The sequence below is a fragment of the Pseudomonas sp. TKO26 genome (assembly GCF_003225665.1).
Lineage (GTDB): Bacteria > Pseudomonadota > Gammaproteobacteria > Pseudomonadales > Pseudomonadaceae > Aquipseudomonas > Aquipseudomonas saponiphila.
In genome coordinates this window covers 256,668-271,917 of sequence record NZ_QKLN01000008.1, presented here as the reverse complement: position 1 = coordinate 271,917, position 15,250 = coordinate 256,668, and the positions used below count along the sequence as shown (strand labels likewise).

The following is a 15,250-nucleotide window of genomic DNA, read 5'->3' as shown; positions in this document are numbered from 1 at the left end:
TGTTTCGTCGGCGGCGCAAGCGGAGTAGACGAGAACAACCATAGTGAGACCGGGCCCGGGCCCCGCCAGCCTCAGGCGGCGGGCCCAGGGCTCAGGCCTGGCGCAGCGCCTGATCGAGGTCTTCGAGCAGGTCTTCGATGGCTTCGATGCCCACCGAGAGCCGGATCATCTCCGGCTTGACCCCGGCCTTGGCCTGCTCTTCTTCGTTCATCTGCCGGTGGGTGGTGGAGGCCGGGTGGCAGGCCAGGGACTTGGCGTCGCCGATGTTCACCAGGCGCTTGAAGATCTGCAGGGCGTCATAGAAGCGCACGCCCGCGGCGTAGCCGCCCTTGAGGCCGAAGGAGAGGATCGCCGACGGCTTGCCCTGCATGTACTTGCGCGCCAGTTCATGGTGCGGGTGATCGGGCAGGCCGGCGTAGCTGACCCAGGCCACCAGCGGGTGGTTCTTGAGGAACTGCGCGACCTTGATGGCGTTATCGGTATGGCGCTCCATGCGCAGGGCCAGGGTTTCCAGGCCTTGCAGCAGGAGGAAGGCGTTCATCGGCGCCAGCGCCGCGCCGGTGTTGCGCAACGGTACGGTGCGGGCCCGGGCGATAAAGGCCGCCGGGCCGAACTTCTCGGTGTAGACCACGCCGTGGTAGGCCGGCTCCGGGGTATTGAGGCTGGCGAACTTCTGCGGATGCTCGGCCCAGGGGAAGTTGCCGCTGTCGACGATCACCCCGCCCAGGGAGTTGCCGTGGCCGCCGACGTACTTGGTCACCGAGTGCACCACGATGTCGGCGCCGAACTGGATCGGCTTGCACAGGATCGGCGTGGCCACGGTGTTGTCCACCATCAGCGGCACGTTGCGGGCGTGGGCTGCCTGGGCCAGGCCCTCGATGTCGACGATGTTGCCCGCCGGGTTGCCGATGCTTTCGCAGTACACCAGCTTGGTCTTGTCGTCGATCAGCTCGGCGATGGCGGCAGGGGAATCGTCCCGGGCGAAGCGCACTTCGACGCCGAAGCTCGGCAGCAAGTGGGCGAACAGGGTGTAGGTGCCGCCGTACAGTTGCGGGGTGGAAACAACGTTGTCGCCGGCCTGGGTCAGGGTCTGGATCGCGTAGTGGATCGCGGCGCTGCCAGCGGCCACCGCTAGCCCGGCGATCCCGCCTTCCAGGGCGGCCATGCGCTGTTCCAGCACATCGTTGGTGGGGTTCATGATGCGGGTGTAGATGTTGCCGGGCACATCCAGGTTGAACAGGTCGGCACCGTGCTGGGCGTTGTCGAACTCGAAGGCGACGTTCTGATAGATGGGCACGGCCACGGCCTTGGTGGTCGGGTCCGACTTGAATCCATGGTGCAGCGCAATCGTTGCGTCTTTCATAAATCCTCGACTCAGCATTCATCCATTATTGAGTGCAGCAGTCAGTGGTCCCGTGTGTCTGAGTCGCCAGCAACCGCTTGCTGTATCCGCCGCTCGGTGGCGGGCGGGTCAGTGTCCAATAGGCGTGGTGGATCGGCAAGGGGAGCGCGGGCGTGCTGGCGCAGTCGCGGCCGTCCTTGGCCGCTGGAGCGTTTCAGCGTGGTTGCGACCAGCCCTGGGCGCGGCTCACCGCGCCGCTGAAGGTGTGGCGCCAGGCTGTTGCGGTGGCCGGGTCGATGCGCGGCCGATAGTAGGTACTGGTGTTGTCCAGGGCCGGCAACTCCAGGCCCAGGCCACGGGCGGCGAGGGCGGCGCAGCCCAGGGCGGTGAGTTCGTCGAAGCGCTGGGTGACGATGCTGCGCTGCAGGATGTCGGCCAGGAACTGGGCGAAATACGGGCTGCGGGCCAGCCCGCCGTCGATCGACAGCTGGTCGGTGACATTGAGGTGGGCGTCCATGGCGCTGATCACTTCGGCGCTGCGCAGGGCCACGCCCTCCAGTACCGCCTGGCACAGGTCCTGGCGGCTGGTGGCGGCGTTCATGCCGATCCACACCGCTCCGGCGCTGCGGTCCCAATGCGGGCAGGCAAGCCCGGACAGGGCTGGAACGAAGGCCAGGTCGCGGGAAATCGCCGGGGGCTGGTCGAAGGCCGCCAGTTCCGAGAAATCGCTGAACAGGCCCAGGCGCCCGGCCCACTCCACTGCGGCGCTGGCGTCATAGACGCCACCGTCCATGGCGTACACCGGCTGGCCGTCGGCCTGCCAGGCCACGGTGGCCAGCAGGCCTTTTTCCGGGGCGCGGATGATCTGCTCGCCGGTGACGGTCAGGGCAAAGGCGCCGGTGCCGAAGGTGATCTTGGCGTCCCCCGGTTTGCGGCAGCCGTGGCCGTAGAGCGAGGCCTGCTGGTCGACCACCGAAGCGCTGATGGGGGTCTGGCCGATGCGCCCGAAGTCGCCGACCGTGGCGCGGATTTGCGGCAGGGCCTGCAAGGGCACGCCAAACAGGGCGCAGAGTTGCGGGTCCCACTGGCCGCTGGCGAGGTTCATCAGCGAGGTACGCGAGGCGGTGGTGATGTCGGTGGCATAGACCCCGGTCAGGCGGTCGAGGAAGTAGGCGTCGGTGGTGCCCAGGCGCAGGCGGCCGGCGTTCAGGGCGGCTTGTGCCTCGGGCAGATGGCGGACGATCCAGGCCAGCTTGCTGGCGGAAAAGTAGGCATCCAGGGGCAGGCCGGCCCGTTCCAGGGTCAGGGCCTCGGCCCCGTCGGCCCGCAGTTCCTCGATATGGGCGGCCGTGCGGTTGTCCTGCCAGACGATCACCGGCGACAGCGGCGCGCCAGTGATGGCGTCCCAGGCCAGGCAGCTTTCGCCCTGGTTGGCCAGGCCGATGGCGTCGACCCGGCCGGTGGCTTCCAGACAGCGTTGCAGGTTGGCCAGCAGTTCCAGCGGGTCCTGCTCGACCCAGCCCGGACGCGGATGATGCTGCTGATGACGCAGGGCCAGTTGGATGTCGGCCCGGCCTTGCATGTCCACCACCAGTACGCGGGTGCTGGTGGTGCCCTGATCAAGTGCGGCTATTCGCATGGTGTTCTCTCTTGTTGGGTGGGCCGGGCTAGTCGATGCAGATATCCAGTTGGTCGATGTGTCCGGGCAGCGTCAATTCCTTGAGGGGGATCAGCAGGCGGCGTTCCGGCAGGGCCGATACCGGTCGGCTCCAGAGGTCCTTGCCGTGGGCGCGGACCCGCAAGGTGCCGCTGACGGCCTGGGTGACTCGCAGCTGGATGTGCCGCAGGCCGGGCAGCTCGCTGCGCACCAGCTGCGCCGGCACGCCGAGCTTGATCGGGGCGGCGTACTTGAGGGTCAGGACGTCCTGGCTGTCGGGTAATTGACCGTTGAGCGCCAGGGCCATCAGGGCGCCGATCCGCCGCCCCTCGCGATAGGACCAGCCGGCCGTCTCGATTGGCCGCAGCAGGTTGCCGGCGGCGAAGTAGGCCGGGTCCGAGCAGCGCCCGTACTGGTCGATCTTCGGCCCGTTGCTGCCGCTGTCCAGTTGCAGGTGGCTCTGGCGCACCAGGCTCGATTCCGGAGTGAACTGGCCGGTGAGCAGCACGCCGTCGCAGGGGATCTCGCGGATCTGCCCGTCGGCCAGGCGTACCTTTGCCGACTCCACGCGCCCGTTGCCATTGATCGCCAGCAACTGCGCGCCCAAGTGCATGGGGATGCCCAGCAGGCGCGGAAACAGGGTCAACGGCCAGCGGGCGGTGGCGCGCTGGTTGGCCTCCAGCACCGCCACCGGGTGGATGCCGGCCCGCCGGCAGCTGAGCACGGCGGACAGGCTGACCAGTTCGGTGCCGATGATCAGCGGTCGTTCGAAGGGCTTGAGCTGCCGCACATAGAGGAAGTTCTGCAGGGCCCCGGTGTTGATCACCCCCACTGGCCGGTCCCCGGACAGCAGGCGAGCCGAGCGCGGGGTTTCCCGGGCGCCGGTGGCGATCAGCACCTTGCGCGCCCGCACCAGCCGCGGCCCGTCGGGACTGGCCAGATGCAGCAGGCCGCCGGGTTCGAGGCTGAGTACGGTGTGCCGCAGCAGCAACACGACCCCGGCTTTGAGCGCCGCCTCGACATTACGCCGGGCATAGGCCGGGCCGCAGAGAATGCGCTGGTACTCGCCCATGCCGAAAGGCGGATGGGCGCAGTGCCGGGGAATGCCGCCGGCTTCGTTTTCCCGCTCGATGACAATCACCGGGCCGATGCCCTGGCGGCGCAGTTCGATGGCGGCGGCAAGGCCGGCCGGCCCGCTGCCGATGATGGCCGCTTCGGCCTGAAGCTGTTCAGTGCTGTGCATGGCAACGACCTGTGGCAAGAGGGATGGCCAGCTGGCTGGCACTGAGTTCGGCGACCTGGGCCGAGCAATAGAAGCCCTGGCACCGGCCCATGCAGGCTCGGGTACGGCGCTTGAGCCCGCCGATATCGCCGGGGGGCAGGGGGCTGTTCAGGGCGTTCTCGATCTCGCGGCGGGTCACCAGTTCGCAATGGCAGACGATTTCGCCGTAGCCGGGTTGTTGCCAGTCGCGGGGCAGGTGCTCGGCGAGATTGGGCATCCGCGGCCAGCTCGGTTGCGCCACCGGCGAATGCTGGCAGCGCTGGCTGTACAGCTGGTAGACATGCCGGGCAATGCCCAGGGCCGCGGTGAGCCCAGTGGAGCGGATGCCGCCGACGGTGATCCAGTGTCGGGCATGATCGGCGTGGATCCGGTACTCCTTCTTTTCGCTGGCGGGGCGCAGCCCGGCGTAGGTGGCGGTCACCGGGACGCCGGCCAGGGCCGGGATGCGCTCCACGGCGGCATCGATCAGGCTTTGCAGGGTGGCACCGTCGAGCCCGGCGTGAATCCGGTCGTCCTGCTCTTCGGCGGTGGGGCCGACCAGCAGGTTGCCGTAGACCGTGCGGGTCAGGACGATGCCTTTGGTGCGCTCGTTGGGCACCGGCAGGACAATGCGCTGCAGGAGCTTGGCCGCCGCCTTGTCGAAGACCACGAACTGGCCCTTGCGCGGCATGATGCGAAATTCGCTGTGGCCCAGCAGATTGTGTTCCAGGGTGTCACCGAACAGCCCGGCGCAGTTGATCACCTGGGCGGCGTGCAGGCTGCCCTGGTTGGTGTAGAGGGTCCAGCGTTCACCGTCGAACTGGCCTTGCTCCACCTCGCAGCACAACTGCACCCGGGTGCCATGGGCCATGGCCTGTTGCAGATAGCCAAGCGGTGCTGACCAGGGGTCGATCAGGTGCTCGTCGGGCACCAGTACCGCGCCGCAGGCGTGATTGGCCAGATGGGGCTCCAGGGCCAGGATCTCGCCCCGTTCCAGCAGGCGTGCGTTGTTCACGCCATTGGCCCGGGCCTGGGCGAGGATGCCGGGAAGTTTGGCCTGATCCTCGGTATTCCAGGCCACGACCAGGGCGCCGCTCTTGAGCAGGGGCAGGTTCATCTTCGGGTGGATGTCCAGGTACTCCTGGTACCCGGCCTGCATGCATTGCAGTTCCAGGCTGCCACTGGGGGCATCGAAGCCGGTATGCAGGATGGCGCTGTTGGCCTTGCTGGCCCCGGAGAGAATGTCGCTGCCCTTTTCCAGCAGCACCACCCGCGCGCCTTCCAGAGCGAAGCGCCGGGCCATGGCGCAACCGACGACGCCGCCACCGACTATGGCCACGTCGAAAGTCACATTGTTCGGATAGAGTTCGGTCATATAAATGCCTGTTTCCTGCAGTAACACCCAAGAGCGGTGCTGCAAGCAAAGCACAATACGGGCCAGAATTGTTGTTTTTATTTGTTATTCGGTCATATATCGGTCATTTGGGTGTGGCTTTTTCGACTGCTGATGTTTTCGGCGCTGCGACTCAGGCCTGCGGCACCAGGTGTACCTGCACCTTGGCCTTTTCCAGTGCCGCCAGCAGCTCCGGGCCGGGCTGGCGATCGATCACCAGACGGTCGATGCGTTCCAGGGGGAAGACCTTGAACAGGCCGCGCCGCTCGAGTTTCGAGGAGTCGGCGATCACCGTCAGCTGGCGGGCCTGGGCAATCATGGCGCGGGCCACTTCGGCTTCTTCGATGGAGAAGTCCATGGCGCCGTCTTCATTCAGGGCGCCGATGGTGATCACCGCGTGTTCGGCGTTGAAGCGAGTGATCTGCTCCAGGGCCAGGGTGCCGACATTCTGGGTCGAGTCGGGGCGGTATTCGCCGCCGATCATGAACACCCGGTTGCCCGATTCGCCTATGCAGCCGGCAATCGGCAGGGAGTTGGTGATCACGGTCAGGCGCGTGTGCTGCGCCAGTTCCCGGGCAAAGAACAGGGTGGTGGTACCGGTGTCGATGAAGATGCTGTCGCCGGCGCAGAACAGGCCGGCGGCGTAGCGGGCGATGGCGCGCTTCTCCTGGGCGTGTTCGTTCATGCGGGTCTGGAAGGTGTTCTCGTGCTCGCCGGTCGGAGGCAGCGCCGCGCCGCCGTGGAACTTGGTGACCAGGCCGCTTTCCGCCAGTTCGCTGAGATCGCGGCGGATGGTTTCCTGGGACGTGGCGGTGATGCGCGCCAGCTCCTCCACGGAAATCCGCTCCCGCTGGCGCAGGAGTTCGAGAATGTGCTGTCGTCGTTCGTTGGGGCGCATGGTGTTTTCCGTTAGTGGTACTTCGCCACACAAATGGGCATTTTTTGTTACTTAAACACACTCATGACGCAAAAGTGTGCGTATTCGGTCAAGTTCGATGGGAAAGTTAAGCATTTACTTGCACGTTTCACAACGCTAAGCAGTCATGAACTTTCCCTTGGATTTTCGGCCTGCCAGCTCTTAGCTGCAAGATTTTATTGACCGATATTTGATTGTTTGATTGTAAAAGCCACAACTAATACACACTGTGGCACGGGATATGCCCTGTGTTTCCTCACTTGCTCCATCGTCCGCCTTGGCGATGGGTAACCAGTGCTGGCCTCAACAAGAACTTCCCCGGTGGGGGAACCCTATAAATGACGCTCAGAGAGATGAACCCACATGGCTGAATTTGGAAACTACGTCATTTACCTGATCATGCTCGGCGCCGTGCTCGGCGCCTTGTCGTCGATCATCAAGCCCGAGAGTGGCCTGGGTCGGGAATTCGTCAACGGCATCCACTCCATCGGCCCGGTGTTCCTGGCTCAGGCCGGGATCATGGTGGCGATTCCCTATCTGTCGCAGGGTATTTCCCACGCTCTGGGGCCGTTCTTCAACGCCCTGGGTTCGGACGTCTCCATTGCGGCGCTGTCGATCATCGCCGTGGACATGGGCGGCTACCAGCTGGCCAATGCCCTGACCGCCAATCGCGACCTGTGGATTACCGCCATGCTGGTGGGCTACACCTCGGGGGCGACCATCGTCTATCTGATCCCGGTGGGGCTGACCATGCTCGAGCGCAAGGATCACAAGTACCTGGCCCTGGGCGCCATGGCCGGGCTGATCAGCATTCCCTTCGCGGTCTTGATGTCGCTGCTGATCATCACCGCGACCCAGTTGCCGGTGCGGGATATCGTCTCTACCAACTCCGAGGCGCTGTACTACCTGTCCCTGAGCTTTGTCGACATGCTCAAGCTGCTGGCGCCATTGTTCGTGTTCTGCTTCCTGCTGGCGGCGGGGCTGCGCTACCGGCCGCAGATGATGGTCAGGGGCTTTCTGGTGTTCGGCAAGATCATGGATGCGGCGATCAAGCTGATCCTGGCCCTGAGCATCGTCGAGCACTTCACCAAGTTCTTCAGCATCAACTTTGGCGGCTGGGGTTTCGACCCGATGTTCGCCGATGAGAAGGAGCTGTTCCGGGCCATCGAGATTGCCGGCTACATCGGCATCATGCTCGCCGGCACCTTCCCGATCTGCTACCTGTTCCAGCGCTACTGCAAGAAGCCCATGGAGCTGCTGGGGCGCCAACTGAACCTGTCGAGCACCGGTGCCGCGGGTTTCATCATGGTGTTCGCCAACATCATCGCCACCTATCACCTGTTCAAGCACATGACCGCTCGCGACAAGGTGCTGTGCGTGGCCCTGGGTGTCTGTGCCCAGGCGCTGATCGGTGATCACCTGGCGTTCACCGCAAACTTTCAGCCGAGCCTGATCCTGCCCATCCTCATCGGCAAACTGTTTGGCGGCTTGCTGGCGGTGGCGATCGCCATCCGCATCTCGGTGCCGGCCGCCCAGCGTTATGAGCAGCAAGAGCAGGAGCAGGCCGCGGCTTTCGCCCTGCAACCCGCGCGGGCCTGAACGGCCCGCTTCACCTACCGATGATTTCGAGGTAACGATGCGCAAGATTTTCCTGGCCTGCCCCTACAGTCATTCCGAGCCGGCCGTCGTCAACGAGCGTTTTCTCCAGTGCAACCAGGTGGCGGCGCGGATACTCGAGGCCGGGCATGCGGTGTTCAGCCAAGTGAGCATGTCCCACCCCATCAACCTGTGTCTTGCGGGCAAGGACAACGCGGCCATCGGCAAGCTCTGGGCTCCGGTGGATGCGTTGTACATGGCGATGATGGAGGAACTGATCGTGCTCGACCTGCCGGGCTGGAAGGACAGCGGCGGGATCAAGCGCGAGATCGAGGTCTTCGAATCCTCGGGACGTCGGGTCAGCCTGTGGTCCGAGGTCAGCCACGAGTTCGTCTGAGCGACTCCCCGTACCCGTCGTCGACTGCGCCGGGTACGGGCCTGCGGTGAACTGACGACAGGCTGCACACAAGGTAAACTTGCGCTCCTGCGCAGGAGCAACCATGAACTATCGTCACGCCTTCCACGCCGGCAATCACGCCGACGTCTTCAAACACCTGACCCTGACCCGCCTCATCGCCCTGATGTCGCGCAAGGAGCAGCCGTTCGCCTACCTCGACAGCCACGCCGGCATCGGTCTGTATGACCTCAAGGGCGACCAGGCGAGCCGGACCGGCGAGTACCTGGAAGGCATCGCCCGCTTGTGGGGCGAGCAGGATCTGCCGGCGCTGACCGCCGATTACATGCGGGTGCTGCACAAGATGAACCCCGATGGCGAGCTGCGTTACTACCCAGGCTCGCCGGAGCTGGCGCGGCGCCTGACCCGCTCCCAGGATCGGGTGCTGCTCAACGAGAAACACCCGGAAGACGGCCTGCTGCTCAAGGACAACATGAAGGGCGATCGCCGGGTGGCGGTGCACCTCGGTGAAGGCTGGCATGTGGCCCGGGCCTTGCTGCCGGTGGCGGAGAAGCGCGCGGTGATGCTGATCGACCCGCCCTTCGAGCAACTGGACGAAATGCAGCGCTGCGCCGCATCGCTCAAGGAAGCCATTGGCCGCATGCGCCAGACCGTGGCGGCCATCTGGTACCCGGTCAAGGACCAGCGCGCCCTGCGGCGCTTCTACCAGGACCTGGCCGGCAGCGGCGCGCCGAAACTGCTGCGGGTGGAATTGCTGGTGCATCCGCTGGATACCCCCAACAGCCTGAACGGCTCGGGCCTGGCGATCGCCAACCCGCCGTGGGGCCTGGAGGAGGAGTTGCGTGAGCTGCTGCCCTGGCTGTCGAAGAAGCTCGGTCAGACCCAGGGCGGCTGGCAGATGGACTGGTTGATAGCCGAAGAGCAGCGGTAAGTTGCAAGCTGCAAGCGGCAAGCTGAAGCGCTACCACTTGCAGCTTGAGGCTTGCCGCTTGTAGCTGCTTTAGATCGGGCAGGTCACGCCGGTGCCGCCGATGCCGCAGTAGCCTTCCGGGTTCTTCGCCAGATACTGCTGGTGATAGGCCTCGGCGAAGTAGACGGTGGGCGCTTCTGCGATTTCAGTGGTGATGGTGCCAAGGCCGGCCTTGGTCAGTTCCGCCTGGAACACGTCCTTGCTGTGCAGTGCCTGCTCCAGCTGGATCGGGGTGGTGGTGTAGATCACCGAGCGGTACTGGGTGCCGACGTCGTTGCCCTGGCGCATGCCCTGGGTCGGGTTGTGCAGTTCCCAGAACATGGCCAGCAGTTCCTGGTAGCTGACCTTCTCCGGTTCATACACCACCAGCACCACTTCGGTATGCCCGGTCAGGCCCGAGCAGACTTCTTCGTAGGTCGGGTTCGGGGTGAAGCCGCCGGCATACCCCACGGACGTGCTGAACACGCCCTCGCGCTGCCAGAAGCGCCGCTCCGCGCCCCAGAAACAGCCCAGGCCGAAGATGGCGAATTCCACATTGCCCGGAAACGGACCCAGCAGCGGGTTGCCGTTGACGTAGTGTTCTTCGGGCACGGTCATGGGCGTTTCGCGGCCGGGCAGAGCTTGTTCTTTGGTTGGAAGCACGTTTTTGTTCACCAGAATTTCCGAGCGCAAGACCATGGGGCAGTCCTCCAGTCAGGTTGGGGAGTCAGTAGGAAGATAGACACGCAGTTTGCCCGAGTGTTACAGCGCTGTCAGGCAATTGGGCCGCGCGGATAGCGCTTGAGCTTGGCAATCAGCTCGGTGCCCGGAATCGGTCGGTCAAACAGGTAGCCCTGGCCGACGTCGCACCGATGGCGACGCAGGAACGCCAGTTGCTCGGCGGTTTCGATGCCTTCGGCGACCACCTTGATCTTCAGGTTGTGGGCCATGGCGATCACCGCCGAGGTGATTTCCATGTCGTCCTGGTTGTCCGGGATCTCATGGATGAAGCTGCGATCGATCTTGATGATGTCGATGGGGAATTTCTTCAGGTAGCTCAGGGACGAATAGCCGGTGCCGAAGTCGTCCATGGCCAGGGTCAGGCCGAGCTTTTTCAGTTGTTCGAGCTGCTGGTGGGTGTCCTCGGTGGCTTCCAGCAACAGGCCCTCTGTCAACTCAAGCTCCAGCAGTGACGACGGCAGTTGTTCTTCCCTGAGGATGCTGGCGATGGAGGCCACCAGATCCGGATCGGAGAACTGCTTGGGCGACAGGTTGATGGCCACGTGCAGGTTGCCCAGGCCGGCGGCGGTCAGCTGTTTGCTCATGCGGCAGGCCTGACGGGCGATCCACTTGCCGATGGGGATGATCAGGCCGGTTTCTTCCGCCACGCTGATGAACTGGTCGGGACGGATCATGCCCTTTTCCGGGTGATTCCAGCGCAACAGCGCTTCCATGCCCAGCAGGCGGCCGCTGCGCAGGCACAGCTTGGGCTGGTAGAACACGTCCAGCTCGTTCTGGGTCAGGGCGCGACGCAGGTTGTTCTCGACGAACAGTTTGTAGCTGGCTTCGGCGTTGAGCGCCTCGGTGAAGACCTGCACCTGGTGCTTGCCGTTGGCCTTGGCCTTGTGCAGGGCCAGGCCGGCGTTGCGCATCAGGGTCTGGGGATCGCGGCCGTGCAGCGGCGCACTGGCCAGCCCCACCGAGCCGGTGACGCTGATCAGCTGGTTGTCGACGAACATCGGCTTGTCCAGGGTCATCAGCAGTTGGCTGGCGATCTGTTGGCCGGATTCCAGGTCGGTGTTGTCCAGCAGCACCGCGAACTCGTTGCTGGCAAAACGCGCCAGGCTGCCGCTGGGGCTCAGGCTGTTGCGCAGGCGCCGGGCCAGGCTGATCAGCAGTTTGTCGCCGGTCTGGTGGCCGAGGCTGTCGTTGATCCGCTTGAAGTTGTCGATGTCCACCAGCAGCAGGCTGATCGGGGTATCGCTGTCTCGGGCGAAACGCTCATCCAGGTTGCGGATGAACGCGGGGCGGTTGCCCAGGTTGGTCAGGTTGTCGGTGTAGGCCAGGCGCTCGATGCGCTGCTGGGCGAGCTTGGTCTGGGTGATGTCTTCGTAGATGCCGATGTAGTGGGTCAGCTCACGATTGTCGCCGTAGACCTTGGAGATCGACAGCTGGCCCCAGTAGGGCTCGAGGTTCTTGCGTCGGCTCTTGAACTCGCCTTGCCAGCTGTTGCTCTTGGCCAGGCTGGAGGGGGCATCGAACAGCAGTTCGCTGAGGTTTTCCAGGGCCGGAAGTTCGGACAGGCGATGGCCGTGGACCTCTTCGGTGCTGTACTGGGTGATGGCGGTGAAGCTCGGGTTGACGTACTCCACCACGCCGTCGCAGTTGACCAGCAGGAAGGCGTTGGCGCTCTGTTCCACGGCACGCTGGAATAGATGCAGGGCGCTGGTGGCGGCGCGTCGGTTGTGATTGTTGATGACCTGGGCGAACTGGTCCGCCAGTTCGCCGGCGAAGGCGATCTCGTCGGATTGCCAGGCGCGGGTCATGCCGGTCTGTTCCAGGCAGAGGACGCCGACTACCTGGCCGTCGATGCGGATACTGGCGTCGAGCATGGCATTCACATCCCGTGGCCGCAGGCTTTCGGCCATCTCCCGGGTGCGCGGGTCGCGCATGGCATTCTGGGCGTCGATGGCGCGGCAGCTGTGCAGGGCTTCCAGGTAATCGGGAAAGCTGCTGGCGTCGATGGACTCCGGCATGCGGTATTCCTGGGGGCCGCGGTGATAGGCGGCAATCGGCACCAGTTGTTGGTCTTCCAGGTTCCAGATGCTGGCACAGTCGATCTGGTAGATATCGCAGGCGCAGCGGGTGATCAGTTCGGCTGCTTCCTTCAGGGAGTTGCCGCTGCTGTAGCGCTGGCGGGTCAGCAGCAGAATCAGGTCCTGCTGGGCGCGCACCCGTTCCAGATGCTGTAGCTGTTCCTGCTGGGCCCGCTGGTTAAGTTCCAGGGCGATCTGCAGGCGGGTGTTCTGGGTTTCCAGGTCCTGGGTCGGCATGGGCGCGGAGCCGCTGAACAGGCCATCGACGACCAGCAGGTAGCCGCGCAGCAGGTGCCGGTTGTGCTGTTTGTAGGCTTCCCCCAGCTCCAGGATGCTCAAGGGGCCCTGGCCGGTGTGCAGGGTGTAGCGGATCAGGTAATGGGGGCTGCTGCTCAGCTGTTCCTGGATGGTGTCGTGCAACTGATAGCGCGCTTCGGGCTCCATCAGGCTGGCGTAGGGCGAACCCACCAGGGCGCAGAGTTCGACGGCAGGCAGGCCGAACTGGCGTTCGCAATTGGGATCGAGAAATAGCAGCGCCCAGCTTGCTTCATTCAGCCGTTCGAAACGCAACATGCCGAGCCGCGAGGGCACAGGCAACTGCGTCACTACCTCGGCCGCCATACGGCTGGCGGCATCGGGTTGGCTTTTCATGGGGAAACTCGCTTCGAAATTGCTGATCGCGCCGGGCTCGCGCCCTCTTTACTGCTGCCTGCGGCAAGGTTGCATCATGGCGCATCGACTGACAAGTAAGATGAAGGCTAAGTGCTATAAACCTGTATCGGCAGGCTGAAGGATTTCTGCAAAGTTACTTTTCTGGGGCTTTGCCTCATGAAATGACGGGCGATTGGCGACGTTTTTCCGGCAAAAAAAAGCCCCGCCAAGTTGACGGGGTTGAGGTACGAGCGTGGCGCTCGGAAAGCGTGCGCTGCCGGCCCACCCATGTCGGGGGGGCCGGTTCGCGGGTTACAGCAGAATGGTGCGGATGTCCGCCAGCAGGTCGCTCAGACGCTTGGTGAAGCGTGCGGCGGCCGCGCCGTTGATCACCCGGTGATCGTAGGACAGGGACAGCGGCAGCATCAGCTTCGGCTGGAAGGCCTTACCGTCCCAGACCGGCTGGATGGTGGCCTTGGAAACGCCGAGGATCGCCACTTCCGGTGCGTTGACGATCGGCGTGAAGCCGGTGCCGCCAATGTGCCCGAGGCTGGAGATGGTGAAGCAGGCGCCTTGCATCTCGTCCGCGGAGAGCTTCTTGGTCCGGGCTTTTTCGGCCAGGGAAGCAGCCTCGGCGGCCAGTTGCAGCAGGCTCTTCTGGTCGACGTTCTTGATCACCGGCACCAGCAGGCCATCCGGGGTGTCCACGGCAAAGCCGATGTTCACGTACTTCTTGCGGATGATCGCCTTGCCACTTGGAGCCAGGGAGCTGTTGAAGTCCGGCAGTTCCTTGAGCAGGTGCGCGCAGGACTTGAGCAGCAACGGCAGGATGGTCAGCTTGACGCCGGCCTTCTCCGCCACGGCCTTCTGGGCAACGCGGAAGGCTTCCAGCTCGGTGATATCCGCCGAGTCGAACTGCGTCACGTGCGGCACGTTCAGCCAGCTGCGGTGCAGGTTGGCGGCACCGGCTTGCATCAGGCGGGTCATCGGCACTTCTTCGATTTCACCGAAGCGGCTGAAGTCCACGACCGGGATCGGCGGAATGCCCGCGCCACCGGTTGCGCCGGCAGCCGGTGCTTCCTTGGCCTTCTGCATCATGGCCTTGACGTAGACCTGGACGTCTTCCTTGAGGATGCGACCGTGTGGGCCGCTTGGGCTCACGGCGTTCAGCTCGACGCCGAATTCACGGGCCAGTTGGCGTACAGCCGGGCCGGCGTGAACTTTGGCGCCTGGCTTGGCTGGCGCGGCAACCGCAGCTGCAGCGGCAGGCGCAGCGGCGGCAGGAGCAGCTTCAGCTTTCGCCGGGGCAGGGGCGGCGGCTGGTGCCGGAGCGGCTGCCGGGGCGGCGCCCTTGACCTTGAGCTTGAGGATCAGGTCGCCGGTGCCGACTTCGTCGTCCAGCTTGATCGATACGCTTTCCACGATGCCGGCGGCTGGCGATGGGATTTCCATGCTGGCCTTGTCGGATTCGAGGGTGATCAGTGATTGGTCGGCAACCACGCTGTCGCCGGCCTTGACCAGCACTTCGATGATCTTGGCCTTGCCGGCCGAGCCGATATCCGGAACGTGGATGTCCTGCACGCTGTCGGCCACCGGGGCGGCGGGTGCAGCGGCTGGCGCAGGTGCGGCGGCCGGAGCTGCGGCCTGGGCCGGGGCGGCAGCGGCAGGCGCCGAGGCACCCGCCACTTTCAGGGCCAGGATCAGGTCGCCCGTGCCGACTTCGTCGTTGAGCTTGACGCTGATGCTCTCGACCACGCCGGCAGCCGGCGATGGGATTTCCATGCTGGCCTTGTCGGATTCCAGGGTGATCAGCGATTGATCAGCCTCGACGGTGTCGCCGACCTTGACCTGGATCTCGATGATCTGGGCCTTGCCCGACGAACCGATGTCCGGCACGTGAACCTGCTGCACCGAGGCAGCGGCAGGCGCGGCAGCCGGAGCGGCGGCAGCGGGTGCTGCCGCTGCTTGTGCGGGGGCTGGTGCAGCGGCGGCAGGTGCAGGGGCCGCAGCGGCGGCACCCTCGACTTCCAGTTCCAGCAGTTCGTCGCCTTCTTTCAGACGGTCGCCCAGCTTCACTTTCAGGCTTTTGACCACGCCGGACTTGGGTGCAGGGATTTCCATGCTGGCCTTGTCCGACTCCAGGGTCAGGATGCTCTGGTCGGCTTCGATGCGATCGCCGACCTTGACCATCAGTTCGATTACTTCACCTTCACCGCTGCCGATGTCAGGTACGCGAATGAGTTCGCTCACAGAA

General features: G+C 64.6%; 11 protein-coding genes. 3 read left to right on the top strand and 8 right to left on the bottom strand.

Annotated features, from left to right (window positions below; genetic code table 11):
- Positions 1 to 91: 91 nt before the first annotated feature.
- The 5 genes from DNK59_RS14850 to DNK59_RS14830 all read right to left on the bottom strand — a co-directional run bounded on the left by DNK59_RS14850 (position 92) and on the right by DNK59_RS14830 (position 6,551).
- Positions 92 to 1,363 carry an O-acetylhomoserine aminocarboxypropyltransferase/cysteine synthase family protein gene (locus DNK59_RS14850; protein ID WP_110723664.1) on the bottom strand — a complete coding sequence of 424 codons (1,272 nt, stop codon included), beginning with the start codon at positions 1,361 to 1,363 and terminating at the stop codon, positions 92 to 94.
- A gap of 193 nt (positions 1,364 to 1,556) precedes the next feature.
- A complete protein-coding gene (locus tag DNK59_RS14845; RefSeq protein ID WP_110723663.1) occupies positions 1,557 to 2,981 on the bottom strand; it encodes a glycerol kinase in 1,425 nt (474 codons plus the stop codon).
- A gap of 28 nt (positions 2,982 to 3,009) precedes the next feature.
- A complete protein-coding gene (locus tag DNK59_RS14840; RefSeq protein WP_110723662.1) occupies positions 3,010 to 4,242 on the bottom strand; it encodes an NAD(P)/FAD-dependent oxidoreductase in 1,233 nt (410 codons plus the stop codon).
- A complete protein-coding gene (locus tag DNK59_RS14835) occupies positions 4,229 to 5,635 on the bottom strand; it encodes an NAD(P)/FAD-dependent oxidoreductase (protein ID WP_110723661.1) in 1,407 nt (468 codons plus the stop codon). Before DNK59_RS14835 ends, DNK59_RS14840 begins: the two co-directional genes overlap by 14 nt.
- Before the next feature lie 151 nt (positions 5,636 to 5,786).
- The gene (locus tag DNK59_RS14830; RefSeq protein WP_110723660.1) at positions 5,787 to 6,551 is read right to left on the bottom strand and encodes a DeoR/GlpR family DNA-binding transcription regulator; all 765 of its coding nucleotides are present in this window, start codon (positions 6,549 to 6,551) and stop codon (positions 5,787 to 5,789) included.
- A gap of 381 nt (positions 6,552 to 6,932) precedes the next feature.
- Between DNK59_RS14830 and eutH the strand changes: the two genes are divergently transcribed.
- From eutH to DNK59_RS14815, 3 genes are all read left to right on the top strand, one after another.
- Complete coding sequence (eutH, locus tag DNK59_RS14825) at positions 6,933 to 8,168, top strand: ethanolamine utilization protein EutH (protein WP_110723659.1); 1,236 nt, start codon at positions 6,933 to 6,935, stop codon at positions 8,166 to 8,168.
- 37 nt (positions 8,169 to 8,205) lie between these two features.
- Complete coding sequence (locus tag DNK59_RS14820; protein ID WP_110723658.1) at positions 8,206 to 8,562, top strand: DUF1937 family protein; 357 nt, start codon at positions 8,206 to 8,208, stop codon at positions 8,560 to 8,562.
- 103 nt (positions 8,563 to 8,665) lie between these two features.
- Positions 8,666 to 9,511, top strand: coding sequence for a 23S rRNA (adenine(2030)-N(6))-methyltransferase RlmJ (locus DNK59_RS14815; RefSeq protein ID WP_110723657.1), 846 nt, complete (start codon positions 8,666 to 8,668; stop codon positions 9,509 to 9,511).
- Between the two features lie 69 nt (positions 9,512 to 9,580).
- Here DNK59_RS14815 and msrA read toward each other — a convergent pair whose 3' ends face one another.
- The 3 genes from msrA to aceF form a co-directional block, all read right to left on the bottom strand.
- A complete protein-coding gene (msrA, locus tag DNK59_RS14810; protein WP_110723656.1) occupies positions 9,581 to 10,228 on the bottom strand; it encodes a peptide-methionine (S)-S-oxide reductase MsrA in 648 nt (215 codons plus the stop codon).
- 74 nt (positions 10,229 to 10,302) lie between these two features.
- The gene (locus tag DNK59_RS14805) at positions 10,303 to 12,996 is read right to left on the bottom strand and encodes a GGDEF and EAL domain-containing protein (protein ID WP_110723655.1); all 2,694 of its coding nucleotides are present in this window, start codon (positions 12,994 to 12,996) and stop codon (positions 10,303 to 10,305) included.
- 312 nt (positions 12,997 to 13,308) lie between these two features.
- The gene (gene aceF / locus DNK59_RS14800; RefSeq protein WP_110723654.1) at positions 13,309 to 15,246 is read right to left on the bottom strand and encodes a dihydrolipoyllysine-residue acetyltransferase; all 1,938 of its coding nucleotides are present in this window, start codon (positions 15,244 to 15,246) and stop codon (positions 13,309 to 13,311) included.
- Between the last annotated feature and the right edge of the window lie 4 nt (positions 15,247 to 15,250).

Coding starts and splice junctions, on each gene's coding strand:
- DNK59_RS14805 (WP_110723655.1), bottom strand. CDS start 12,996: ATGAAAAGCCAACCCGATGCCGCCAGCCGTATGGCGGCCGAGGTAGTG.
- DNK59_RS14835 (WP_110723661.1), bottom strand. CDS start 5,635: ATGACCGAACTCTATCCGAACAATGTGACTTTCGACGTGGCCATAGTC.
- DNK59_RS14845 (WP_110723663.1), bottom strand. CDS start 2,981: ATGCGAATAGCCGCACTTGATCAGGGCACCACCAGCACCCGCGTACTG.
- DNK59_RS14850 (WP_110723664.1), bottom strand. CDS start 1,363: ATGAAAGACGCAACGATTGCGCTGCACCATGGATTCAAGTCGGACCCG.
- DNK59_RS14820 (WP_110723658.1), top strand. CDS start 8,206: ATGCGCAAGATTTTCCTGGCCTGCCCCTACAGTCATTCCGAGCCGGCC.
- DNK59_RS14815 (WP_110723657.1), top strand. CDS start 8,666: ATGAACTATCGTCACGCCTTCCACGCCGGCAATCACGCCGACGTCTTC.
- DNK59_RS14830 (WP_110723660.1), bottom strand. CDS start 6,551: ATGCGCCCCAACGAACGACGACAGCACATTCTCGAACTCCTGCGCCAG.
- eutH (WP_110723659.1), top strand. CDS start 6,933: ATGGCTGAATTTGGAAACTACGTCATTTACCTGATCATGCTCGGCGCC.
- DNK59_RS14840 (WP_110723662.1), bottom strand. CDS start 4,242: ATGCACAGCACTGAACAGCTTCAGGCCGAAGCGGCCATCATCGGCAGC.
- msrA (WP_110723656.1), bottom strand. CDS start 10,228: ATGGTCTTGCGCTCGGAAATTCTGGTGAACAAAAACGTGCTTCCAACC.